Origin of the sequence: Enterococcus sp. AZ084, from assembly GCF_051714905.1 — a bacterium.
In the GTDB taxonomy this organism is placed as follows: domain Bacteria; phylum Bacillota; class Bacilli; order Lactobacillales; family Enterococcaceae; genus Enterococcus_B; species Enterococcus_B pernyi.
The window spans coordinates 104,735-117,496 of record NZ_JBIOSS010000001.1 but is presented as its reverse complement, the minus strand read 5'-3'; the positions used below and the strand labels follow the sequence as shown (position 1 = coordinate 117,496).

Here is a 12,762-nt window from a genome sequence, read left to right as displayed (position 1 = left end):
GATTTTTTTATTGGATTCGTATACGCGGATCAACAATGCTCATGATAATATCTGACAGCAGTGTTCCGACGAGCGTTGCGATTCCTAAAATCAAGACTAAGGCTGTGATTACGGTATAATCACGTTGACCGATTGAGTCAATAAACAATTTTCCGACACCAGGATAACCAAAGATTTTTTCGATAACGACAGAACCAGCAATCAATGAAGTAATTTCATACCCCATTTGAGATGCCATTGGCAATGCTGCATTACGGAAAATGTGACGACTGAATACTTTGTTTGTCGGCACCCCTTTGGAACGAGCTGTACGTACAAAGTCTAAGGATTTCGAATCAATGACTTCACTTCGTAAATACTGGATCGTTACTGCTGTGGCTAAAAAGGCCTGTGTGATCGATGGTAATAGAATGTATTGCAATCGATCCATCCATTGAGCGAAAAATCCTCCCTGGAAACCTAAAGTCTGAGAACCACTTGTTGGGAACCAACCTAAACGATAGCCAAAAACAAACAACATGATCAATCCGAAAATGAATAATGGAACAGCAAAACTGAAGAAGTTATAAATAACAACAGCTTTGTCCAAAATCGAATTTTGGTATCGACCAGCTAACATACCTAGTGGTACAGCAATCAAGTACGTAATAATAACAGTTAAAATAGATAAATATAAAGTATTGACGATTCGTTCTCCAATCAAAGAGGAAACCGAACGCTTATACAAGAAACTTTGTCCAAAATCACCTTGTAAGGCATTTCCGACCCAACGGAAATATTGTTCATACCAAGGATCATTCAAGCCCGCTGCCTGACGCATCTGCTCGATCACAGCTGGATCTTGGTTTGGGTTGATCAATCCTGTAAACGGATCTCCAGGCATGGCTTGCGCTAGCATAAAGATCAACACACTAAGAATGATCACTTGTGGGATCATCAAAAGAACTCTTCGTAGAATCGTTTTCCACATTAGCTAGCACCTCCATCTTTCAACGCTACTTTGTGTGTAGTGGTTAGTGTACGTAAATCATACACTCGCCCTGCTGTATCGTAGTAATCTTTTTGATGTTCGATATACTCACGTTCAACATTTCGTCGGTTTTGTTTTTGTATTTCCCGATTGTCTACATCGATTCGTGGAATCGCAGATAGTAAGCGTTTTGTGTAGATGTGGCGCGGATCATTATAGATATCTTCTCGTGTACCGATTTCAACAAATCGACCTTTGTACATGATCGCGATGTTGTCACACATGTGTTTTACGACACCCAAGTCATGAGAGATGAATAAATAGCTCAAGCCAAATTCTTGTTGGATGCGTTTCATAAAGTTCAACACTTGTGCCTGAACAGATAAGTCTAGGGCAGATACAGGTTCATCAGCAACAATCAATTTAGGATTCGTTGCTACTGCTCGGGCAACCCCTAAACGTTGTCTTTGTCCACCAGAAAATTCATGAGGATATTTGTATAACGCATCTTCTGGCATCCCAACGATGTCCAATAAGCCTTTGACTTTTTTCTTTTCTTCCTGATCGCTCAAGCGTTCAAAGTTACGGATCGGCTCAGCGATAATGTCCAGTACTCGTTTTTTAGGATTTAAACTAGACATTGAATCTTGAAAGATCATTTGGACGTCTTTGTTGTAGCCGATTTTTTTGCGGTTACTTCTTTTCGTGACGTCTTTTCCTTCATACATGATTTGGCCAGAGGTCACTTTTTCTAGGCCGACAACCGCTTTTCCGGTTGTGGACTTCCCAGAACCTGATTCTCCAACTAGTCCGTATGTTTTTCCTTTTTCAATAATAAAATCGACACCGTCTACTGCATAGACATGGTCTGTTACTCGGTTGAAAAACCCACTGCGAATAGGATAGTGAACTTTCAAATCTTTGATTGTAATTAATTCTGACATCTACACCTCTCCTTTTTCGTCTCTAAAGTGGAAATGTTTATAACATGAGCAACGTACCATATGATTCGGTGCGATTTCATGCAAGACTGGATTTTCTTCGTGAGCGCTTGCTGGGATCCAAGGAATCCGTGGCGCAAATCGGCAACCTGTTCGTGGCATATTTTTTAATGAAGGGACTACGCCTTCAATCACATGTAACTCTGCCTCGTGATTTCCTTCTTGTGGAATCGAATTTAGCAATGATTGTGTATATGGGTGTTTTGGATTTTCAAATAACTCTTTGACTCCTGCAACTTCAACAAATTGTCCACCATACATCACAGCAACACGATCCGCCATTTCAGCTACGACACCTAAATCATGTGTGATCAAGATAATCCCAGTTTTAGTTTCTTCTTGTAAATCTTTCAGTAAGTCAAGAATCTGTGCTTGGATCGTTACGTCCAAGGCAGTCGTTGGTTCATCCGCGATAATGATCGGTGGCTTACATGCAATCGCAATCGCGATGATCACCCGCTGTCTCATCCCACCGGACAACTCATGAGGATACTGACGTCCAACTCGTGCAGGATTCGGAATCCCTACTTGTTCTAGTAATTCTAATGCACGTGCTTGTCTTTGCTCAGCAGTCATTTTTGTATGGTAAGACAAACCTTCTTTGATTTGGTCTTCAATTCTCATCAAAGGGTTTAATGCAGATAATGGATCTTGAAAAATCATCCCAATATCATTTCCGCGGATCTTGTTATACAATGTTTCATTTAATTCAATTAAATTTAAATCATTGTACATGATCTCCCCTGTGATCTTTGTATTGTTAGGATCTAATAATCCCATAATCGTTGTAGCTAACGTACTTTTCCCGCAACCAGACTCACCAACGATGGCTAAGATCTCGTTTTTATCTAAAGTAAAAGAAACGTCGTCTACTGCATCGTAGTATTCATCTTTTAGACGGAAGCCTGTGTGTAGGTTCTGAACATCTAATAATTGGTTATCTGACAATCGAATACCCCTCTCTGCTCCCTCGATGGAAGTTTTTAATAAAAAAAATAATCCTACACTGAATAACAACTTAGCAAAAAAAAATTAAATAAGTAGCATTCTAAGGAGTGTGTAATTAATTATTAATAATTATATAGAAAACCTTTTTATATTGCAAGATTATTTCACACTGTTGCCAGAATTGTCTGAAAAATCTTACGTAGCTATGTCAGCTCCTAAAGAAGATTAAAAAAAAATGAGGTATGTGGCTAACCTTCTCTTTATCCTACTATTTTTATAAATTAAGAATCATTATAAAAATCTGCAAAAATCACTTTTTATATAAAAAACCGTTTTAACCTAAGAGGTGGCCTATTTTACAAAAGCATAATTATACAGTATATACGAAATAGAAATGTTGTGAAACTACCTCTTTCTATCGAATTTTGTGACATATTTCTTCTCTTTAAAAAAACTCTTTTATTTAAATAATTATGACTGAAAAAGCCAAGAAACCATGAAATAGCTAAACTATTTCTGACTTCTTGGCTTTGAGTTGAAATTGGCTTTTGCCAATTCATTCATCAGTTGATGTGTATTTATTCAATTTATTTCAAGTGTTTGCTGATATAATCCACGGCACCGCCGACTGTTTCGATTTGTTCAGCATCTTCATCAGAGATCTCTGTACCGAATTCATCTTCTAGTTCAAGAACAAATTCCATGATACTAATTGAATCAGCTTTCAGATCATCTTTAATGTTCAATTCATCTGTCACTTTGTCTGTATCCATTTCAAAGTGATTTGAAATGATTTTAGCTACCTTATTAAATACTTCTTCGCGCGTCAATTTTTTCACCCCCACAATTCTTAGAACTACTACGTTTTCTTCACCATAGCTAATTTTACTGACAATTTTTTGGAATGTCCACCCTTTTTTCTCCATCAGCTTGTCAATTCGTAGAAAATTTAGTCCTCTTTTTTCTCAAATTGCTCCACCAGTTGTCCTACAACATTGGTTTCAAGCATTGTATGGATTTGACGGATCGTATAGCGAACTGCATCTGGTCCAGTTGCACCATGCGTTTTGATAACTGGTGCTTTCAATCCAAATAAAACAGCTCCTCCATGTTTTGAATAGTCCATTTCAGATTTCAAAGAGCGCAAACCGTCTTTTAGCAGTAATGCACCCATTTTACCTTTGATGCCTTCATTCAAGATGGCAGATTTCAATAAGGTCATCATATTCATCGCTGTGCCTTCAATGGATTTCAACACTGCATTTCCGGTAAAACCATCGGTTACTACGACGTCTGCCACACCATTTAGTAAGTCACGCGCTTCCACATTGCCAATGAAGTTCAAGCTTGTTTCATTTTGCAAAAGTTCAAAGGCTTGTTTTGTCAATTCACTGCCCTTAGTCTCTTCCGTCCCATTATTGAGCAATGCGACACGAGGTCGTCCGATACCACGAACTTTTCTCGCATAAAATGACCCTAAAATACCATATTGTAAAAGATGCTCTGGTTTGTTTTCTGCATTTGCACCTAAATCTAGCATATCAAACCCTTCGCCTTCTTTGCCAATAACTGGCAATGTGGACATTAGTCCAGGGCGTTCGATGTTTTTGATGCGTCCAACAATAAACAAGCCAGCTGCTAGTAAGGCTCCTGTATTTCCTGCTGAAAAAATCGCATCTGCTTCCCCATTTTTAACTGCTTGGGCAGCTAAAACCATTGAAGCAGTTTTCTTGCGACGGATCGCTTTAACTGGTTCGTCATCACTATTGATTTTTTCGTCAGTATGGACGATTGTGATATTTTTTTCGTCTGTCAAATATTTTTTGATCTCTGATTCTTTACCGTAAAGAACAAATTCCAACTCAGGGAAATCTTTTTGTGCTAGAGCGATTCCTTCCACAATGGCTTGTGGTGCGTGATCTCCGCCCATTGCATCTACTGCAATTCTCATTATTATTTCCACTCCTTGTCATCATTTTGAAAGTATTGATAATCTGTTAATCAAAATAACGATTATCTTGTTCGCCTAATTGCAACTTGGCTGTTAATGGTTGATATTCAGGTAATAACTGCCAGTCTTTGATTTGCCAGATTGCCGCAGCTTCTTCACGGGCAACTTCTAAGACATTCCCATCTGTTACTAGATCTGCGATCGCAAATTCTGGCAAGCCGGATTGACGGAAGCCAAATACCTCTCCAGGCCCTCGTAATTCTAAATCCTTTTCACTCAAGATAAAGCCATTCGTGGTTTCTGTCATGATTTTCATTCGTTCGACACCCAGTTCATTTTTCGGATTTGCCACGAGGATACAATAAGAAGCCTCACTTCCTCGGCCGACACGCCCACGCAACTGATGCAGCTGAGCTAATCCAAAACGATCCGCATCCATGATCAACATGACCGTTGCATTCGGCACATTGACACCGACCTCGATCACTGTGGTTGACACTAAGATCTGGAGTTGATTTTCTTTGAATGTTTCCATGATCTGATCTTTTTCTTGATTCTTCATTTTACCATGCAACAAGCCAACTTCATATTCTGGTGCAAATAACTCACGAAGTTTTTCGTAAATTTCCACTGCATTTTTCACATCTAACGCTTCGGACTCCTCAATCAATGGACAAATCACATACATTTGATGCCCTCTGCGCAATTCTTTATAGGTCCATTCTAGCACGCTATCTAATTGAGGTGTTCGGACCCATCTTGTTTCGATCGGAATCCGTCCAGCGGGAAGCTCGTCGATTACAGATACATCCATTTCGCCGTATGCTGTAATTGCTAAGGTTCGAGGGATCGGCGTGGCTGTCATGAACAACACATCCGGACGCCAGCCCTTCTCACGCAATACTTTTCGTTGGTTCACTCCAAAACGATGTTGCTCATCGGTGATCACTAAGCCTAGATTTTGGAATGCGACACCTTCTTGGATCAATGCATGTGTTCCCACGACGATATCGATCTCCCCATTTTCTAAGCGTTCTAATAACTCGCGACGTTCTTTTGCTTTCGTTGATCCGGTCAATAAAGCAACGGTCACTTCATTTGGATCAAATAGTTGGGATAAACTTTCCATATGTTGTTGCGCCAAGATTTCTGTTGGGACCATCAACGCCCCCTGAAAGCCAGCAGTCACTGTCGCATATAAAGCAATCGCAGCAACAACGGTCTTCCCACTCCCCACATCCCCTTGCAACAAACGCTGCATATGGTGTGGATTACGGAGATCCCGGCAAATCTCATTGGTGACACGTTTTTGTGCCATCGTTAATTCAAATGGTAATTTTTTTGTAAATTGTTTTAATCGTTCGACATCATAAAGGATCTCAAGTCCATTCTTTTCAGATTTTTCGGCTTTCTTCAATCCTTGTAACTGCATCTGGAAAAAAAAGAATTCTTCAAAAACGATCCGCCGTTTAGCTTGATGATTTTCCTCATGATTTTGCGGAAAATGCATGCTTCTTACAGCTGTCGGACGATCGAGCAAACGGTATTTTTCAATTAAAGATAGTGGTAAATTTTCTTCAATCAAATCACCATACTCACTAAACCCTCGACGGATCAGATCGACCAGTGTCGTTTGACGAATGGATTTGTTGACATGATAGATCGGAGAGAAATCATCTGGACTTTGCGAACCAAGGATCTTCATCCCATTCAGTGCTTTACGTTTCGCATCCCATTTCCCATAAACTGCGATTTCTTCAGATAAAATGACTTTATCTTTTAAATAGGGCTGATTGAAGAAAGAAACATTGAACACTTCATGTTCTTGCATCATCCGAAATTGCAAACGGCTTTTTTTGTAGCCAAAACGACTCATTACTGGCGGAGAGACAACTAAACCTTTTAATGTAACTTTTTCTTGGTCTTGGATTTCGTTTAGATTTCTTTCTTGGATATCTTCATAACGAAAAGGATAGTAAGTTAATAAGTCTTCGATTGTATGGATACCTAGACTAGCTAAGCTATCCGCTCTTTTTTGGCCAACACCTGCCAGCACTGTGACTGGATCAGCTAACGAACGCATAAGAATTCCCTCCTTTAACAAAAAAAGGAACTTGGTCAACGATTCGCGAATCGTTGACCGAAGATCCTTTCAAATGATTTTCTGCTTTATCTATCGGCTTCAGGCTGTATTATTCAGCAGAAAATAAATAAGGATAGACAGGTTGATCGCCTTGATGGATCTCGATCTCTAACTCAGGATGTTTGTCCATCAGTTGATCCGCAAATGCTTGTGCTTGTTCTGCAGACCCATCTTCTCCAGTTAATATCGTGACGATCTCAGTATCTTCGTTGATCATTTGCTCTAATGTAGCAAGTGATGTCGCTAAGATGTCTGGATTAGAAATCACGATCTTCCCATCGATCATCCCTAAGAAATCACCTTCTGTGATTTTCACTCCGTCGATCATCGTGTCGCGGATCGCATGTGTCACTTGACCACTGACAACACTTGAAAGCACATCTGTCATCGTTTCTTTATTTTCTTCTAATGTTGCTTGCTCATTGAATGACAACATCGCTGTTAATCCTTGAGAAACTGTCTTTGAAGGAACAACAGCAACTGGAAGTTCAGCTACCTCAGCAGCTTGATCAGCTGCCATAAAGATATTTTTGTTATTCGGTAAGATGATGACTTTATCTGCATTCACTTCATTGATGGCTTTCACGATATCTTCCGTACTTGGATTCATCGTCTGTCCACCACTGATCACGTAGTTTGCTCCTAGACTTTCAAATAACTCTTGCACACCTTTACCGGCTGCGATCGCAACGATTCCGTAAGGTACACGTGGCTTCGTCTGTGCGACCGGCGCTGAAGGAGCTTGGTCATGTTCTAAGATCGTTTCGTGTTGCAAACGCATGTTGTCCACTTTGACTTTCACTAGGGAACCGAATTTCTGTCCGTAATTCATGACTTCCCCAGGATTTTCTGTATGAACGTGTACTTTGATGATTTCATCGTCATTGACCACTAACAGGGAATCACCTAGTCCATCTAGATAATTACGAAACTCTTCATAATCGAATGTACTATCTACAGTTGGACCTTCACCGATCTTCACCATGATTTCTGTACAGTAACCATAATGGATATCCTCAGTCGCTAACTGACCTTGCACACTACGATGATGCTCTGCATTCACCATATCGTCCATTTGAGCAGGAGATGGTTCATAGACCTCGTCTGCTTGGTATTCACCATTCAACGCAGTTAGAAAACCTTCATATACGAATAATAGTCCTTGTCCACCACTGTCAACAACGCCTACTTCTTTTAATACAGGCAACAAATCAGGTGTCTTTGCTAATGCACGTTTTCCACCTTTAACGACCGCAGTCATGACTTCGATCACATCGTCTGTTGATTTTGCTTTTTTCTCACCAGCTTTGGCAGCTTCTCTTGCGACTGTCAGGATCGTTCCTTCGACAGGTTTCATTACTGCTTTATAAGCTGTTTCGACCCCATGGGTAAAAGCTGCAGCTAAATCTGTTGCTGTTAATACAGTCACATCAGGGATTTGTTTTGAAAAACCACGGAACAACTGTGATAAGATGACCCCAGAGTTTCCTCTTGCACCCATCAATAAACCTTTAGATAACAGCGCTGCTAATTCTCCTACCTTTTCAGAGGTAGAATCAACAACGGCTTTTGCGCCACTTGTCATTGATAAATTCATATTGGTACCGGTATCTCCATCGGGAACCGGGAATACATTTAGTGAATTGACGTATTCTGCATTTTTTTGTAGCCGATTCGCACCGGACTGAACCATTTCCTGGAATTGGCTTGCACTAATTTCTGTTACACTCACCTAGATAATCCTCCTTCAGATCGACTGCTGAACAGTCAGCAAGTCTCCTGCCTAGTCTGGCAGTACACGAACACCTTGTACGAAAACATTTACTGAATTGGCTGTCACACCTAGTAAAGTCTCCAAGTTATATTTCACTTTTTCTTGGACATTACGAGAAACTTCCGAAATTTTTGTTCCATAACTAATGATTGTATAAACATCTACTGCGATCCCATTAGCTTCTTGACGGACAACTACTCCTCTTGAGTAATTTTCTTTACGCAAAATTTCAGTGATATTATCTTTGATTTGATTCTTGCTAGCCATTCCTACAACACCAAATACATCTGTTGCGGCACCACCAACAACTGTTGCGATGACATCATTGGTAATTTCAATGGTTCCAGCTGACGTTTGAATTTTTACAGCCATGAATGAGCCTCCTTAACGGGTAAAATATTCCCATTTTTCTACTATCACATTTTATCATAGCGTCAACCGAAATAAAAGGTTGTTCCCTTAAAGTACTCAAAAACCATTGAAAAAAAATAAGAAAAGACTTTGTTCACGTTACAATTAATCCATGAAAATGTCAATCAAATCTATGAAAATATGCTTGCAAATTCCTACGCCATATGATATGTTATTCTGGTATGAGCTGAATTTACTATTGCTCCAAATCAAGGCAAAGGAGGAAATTTACATGGCAAAAGTTTGTTACTTTACAGGTCGCAAGACAAAAAGTGGAAACAACCGTTCACATGCGATGAACTCAACAAAACGTACAGTTAAACCTAACTTACAAAAAGTTCGCGTATTGATTGACGGCAAACCTAAAAAAGTTTGGGTGTCAACTCGTGCGTTGAAATCAGGAAAAGTTGAACGCGTATAATTGAATGAAATGATTTGAACCGTTCAACAAAATGAACGGTTTTTATTTTTTGCGAATCATTATCAAATGAGAGACATTTCCTCAACTACATGAAACTTAAGAAGAAAAAATAAAAAAGGCTTAAAACAATCAATCACCCAGATAATTGTTTTAAGTCTTCTTTTATGTGCCACTACCCCTCAGATAGTGATAGGTATATGTTTTTTTATAATTGTTACAAATAAAACATAACGCATTTGGAAACGCCTGTCAACACTTTATTTTAAAGTAGAAAGTGTTTTCTTATTTTGTGTTATTTTCTTAATGTAAATGTAATTTAAACTCACAAATGTTATTTAATTTCAAATGTAATTTTTTTATGAATTTGGTTGTATTTTCAGCAAGTAAAATCATGAATGTGATAAACTAATGATAACTTCAAATAGAAATTTGGTGACTGAATTGTAATGAAAACAACATTGAAAAAATTCTTAAAAGAAAACGGCCGCTATGCTGCTGCTAGCTTCTTTATCCCTTTGCTGATTCTTTTATTGGTTTATTTAAGTATCGGTATTTATCCAGGAAGTGATCGGAGCATCTTGGCTAGTGATGCTTTCTCACAATTTTCAAACTTTCATGCAAGCTTCCGTAATATGTTGTTAGGGAAACAAAGCATTTTTTACACGTGGAATGCCTCACTTGGCTTAAATTATCTATCATTGATTTCTTATTATTTAGGTGGACTTTTCACACCACTCGTTTTATTGTTCCCGAATCAATTCATGCCAGATGCCTTGTATCTCATCACCTTACTAAAGGTTGGTTCAGCAGGTTTATCCTTCTGGTTTCTAGCGCGTACCTATCGCATTCCACATTGGGGGCAAGTCGCATTAAGTGTCAGTTATGCGTCGATTTCATTTATCACTGCCCATTCAGAGATCATCATGTGGTTAGACGCCTTTGTCTATCTTCCTCTGATCATTTTAGGTATCCATCGTGTGATGGACCAAAAGAAACCTATTTTATTGTTTGTTAGTTACTTGCTTTTGTTCTTATCCAGTTTTTATATGGGCTTCATGGTCGGGGTCTTCTCCTTTTTATACTTTGTTACACGACTACTGACGAATTGGCGGAGGTACAAAGGAACGATTTTACCTTATGGGATCACCTCTTTATTAGCAGGAGGTGCATCGATGGTGATCATCCTGCCTGCCATTCTCGATCTACGTGCCAATGGCGAAGCGTTGACGCAGATCACTTCATTAAAGACGGAAGCAACTTCTTATTTAGATTTATTGATGAAAAACATGGTGGGTGTTTATGACACGACGAAATATGGATCGATCCCATTTATCTATGCTGGATTGTTTCCTTTAGCATTATGCCTCTTGTATTTTGTCAGTCGCAAATTCCCCTTGAAAAATAAGTTGTTGTTCGGTGGGCTATTCGCGATCTTGATTGCTAGCTTCTATTTCGTTCCTTTGAATTTATTCTGGCATGGGATGCACGCACCAAATATGTTTTTATTCCGTTATGCCTATCTCTTTTCATTCCTCGTACTCTTGTTAGCGGCTCATAGTTGGGAACAGCTACAGGAGAAGGATCAGAAGCGATTGCTAGGCGTCATCATTGTACTAGCGGCTGCTTTTGCTACAGCTTGGGGAATCAAACCAGATGGCAGTTACACGTATGTCACGCTCACATCCTTTGTTTTGACGTTAGTCTTTTTAGCGCTCTACGCATTGACGATTGGTTTATTCCAACAACACCCATTTGATCTGAAACGTTTGAGTATTCTTCTGTTACTATTGATGACAGCAGAAGCCGCAGTCAATACCAACAGTATGATCCATGGCATTCTCGATGATTGGAATTATGCCTCAAGAAGTTTGTATACCGAACCTTATCCTGAGATCAAAACGTTAGTTGATGCCTCGAAAAAGGATTCCGATACGTTTTATCGATTAGAAAACCTTGATCCTGTTTCACCGAATGATTCGATCAATTATGGTTATAGTGGAATCAGTATGTTCTCCTCAATCAGAAATCGAAACTCTTCCTCTTACTTGGATACTTTAGGCTTCCGTTCTAGAGGAACAAATTTGAACATTCGCTACAATAATAATACCTTGTTGATGGATGGATTTACGGGAATCAAATACAATATTGCTAAAAACGACAGTAGCTTTAATAAATACGGCTTCCAATCCGTCGAACAAACGGACAACTACACTTTGTACGAAAATAGTAATGCTGTGCCATTAGCCTTTAAAGCACCTTTGACGATCAATAAGATCGAACAGCCGATAGGTGATAATCTAACCAGTCAAACCAATTTGATGAATGCTCTTTCTGGGTTGAATCAATCATTCTTTACGTTTTACAAACCAACCCTAAAAAGTCAACAGAACACGAAGATCACAACAACGACAAATGGGGTCACTTATAGTGAAACAGCGAATAATCAACCAAAAGAATTGACTTGGGAAGTCCAAGTACCTGCGAATACCCAAGCATATCTCAGCCTGTTTCCAACGAATTTCGCACAGTTAGAAAGCTCTACAGCAACTATTACCGTCAATGGTGTATCTAGAAAATCTCAAATTAACATTACTGGTCAATATTATGATTTAGGTTATTACCCGCAAGATACAACGGTTACCTTCACTGCAAGCTTCTATGGGACCAAAGAAGTCAGCTTTATGGAACCACAAGTGGTCGGACTTGATGTCGTAGCGTATCAAGCCGCAATCAACCAAATCATAAATAACGGCGTAGAGATGACTACTACCGGTCGAACAGCTACAGGAACAGTAAATGCGACTGAAAAAACGATGTTAGCTACAACTATCCCTTATGATGGTGGTTGGACCGCTAAAATCGATGGCGAAAAAGTTCCTGTGAAGAAATTCCAAGATGCCTTTTTGATGGTAGAAGTTCCTGAAGGTGAACATACGATTACTTTTAGTTACATGCCAAAAGGATTCATTCCTGGCTTACTTCTCTTTATTGGATGTATTGCCTTGTTTATCTTGTATCTATGGTACCTTCGTAAACGTCAGCCGTTTCACGGCGTCATTGATCCTATAAACGAAAGCGATGATCACCGTCCAAGACGTGAACGTCGTCGCGCAAGATAAAAAAAGCGTTTCGGTGATTGCCGA

At 39.4% G+C, this 12,762-nt stretch carries 10 protein-coding genes; 2 read left to right on the top strand and 8 right to left on the bottom strand.

Going from position 1 to position 12,762, the window contains the following annotated elements; genetic code table 11:
* Positions 1-7: 7 nt before the first annotated feature.
* From opp4B to IGI79_RS00565, 8 genes are all read right to left on the bottom strand, one after another.
* Positions 8-970: an oligopeptide ABC transporter permease gene (opp4B, locus tag IGI79_RS00600; protein ID WP_010734435.1), complete on the bottom strand. Its 963-nt coding sequence runs from the start codon at positions 968-970 to the stop codon at positions 8-10.
* Positions 970-1,914: an ABC transporter ATP-binding protein gene (locus tag IGI79_RS00595; RefSeq protein WP_010734436.1), complete on the bottom strand. Its 945-nt coding sequence runs from the start codon at positions 1,912-1,914 to the stop codon at positions 970-972. The genes opp4B and IGI79_RS00595 overlap by 1 nt, the downstream gene beginning before the upstream one ends.
* Positions 1,915-2,919: an ABC transporter ATP-binding protein gene (locus tag IGI79_RS00590; protein WP_010734437.1), complete on the bottom strand. Its 1,005-nt coding sequence runs from the start codon at positions 2,917-2,919 to the stop codon at positions 1,915-1,917.
* A 587-nt stretch (positions 2,920-3,506) separates the two neighbouring features.
* On the bottom strand, positions 3,507-3,749 hold the full coding sequence (gene acpP, locus IGI79_RS00585; RefSeq protein ID WP_023518907.1) for an acyl carrier protein: 243 nt from the start codon (positions 3,747-3,749) through the stop codon (positions 3,507-3,509).
* Positions 3,750-3,868: 119 nt separating this feature from the next.
* Complete coding sequence (plsX, locus tag IGI79_RS00580) at positions 3,869-4,870, bottom strand: phosphate acyltransferase PlsX (RefSeq protein WP_010734439.1); 1,002 nt, start codon at positions 4,868-4,870, stop codon at positions 3,869-3,871.
* Between the two features lie 46 nt (positions 4,871-4,916).
* Positions 4,917-6,953 (bottom strand): ATP-dependent DNA helicase RecG, encoded by a 2,037-nt coding sequence (recG, locus tag IGI79_RS00575; protein WP_065096389.1) that lies wholly within the window; start codon positions 6,951-6,953, stop codon positions 4,917-4,919.
* Positions 6,954-7,062: 109 nt separating this feature from the next.
* Positions 7,063-8,745: a DAK2 domain-containing protein gene (locus IGI79_RS00570; protein ID WP_065096390.1), complete on the bottom strand. Its 1,683-nt coding sequence runs from the start codon at positions 8,743-8,745 to the stop codon at positions 7,063-7,065.
* A gap of 51 nt (positions 8,746-8,796) precedes the next feature.
* The gene (locus tag IGI79_RS00565; RefSeq protein ID WP_010720424.1) at positions 8,797-9,159 is read right to left on the bottom strand and encodes an Asp23/Gls24 family envelope stress response protein; all 363 of its coding nucleotides are present in this window, start codon (positions 9,157-9,159) and stop codon (positions 8,797-8,799) included.
* Positions 9,160-9,430: 271 nt separating this feature from the next.
* Here IGI79_RS00565 and rpmB point away from each other — a divergent pair, with 271 nt between their 5' ends.
* On the top strand, positions 9,431-9,619 hold the full coding sequence (gene rpmB, locus IGI79_RS00560) for a 50S ribosomal protein L28 (protein ID WP_010734442.1): 189 nt from the start codon (positions 9,431-9,433) through the stop codon (positions 9,617-9,619).
* 446 nt (positions 9,620-10,065) lie between these two features.
* The gene (locus IGI79_RS00555) at positions 10,066-12,738 is read left to right on the top strand and encodes a YfhO family protein (RefSeq protein WP_104775929.1); all 2,673 of its coding nucleotides are present in this window, start codon (positions 10,066-10,068) and stop codon (positions 12,736-12,738) included.
* The last annotated feature ends 24 nt before the right edge of the window (positions 12,739-12,762 follow it).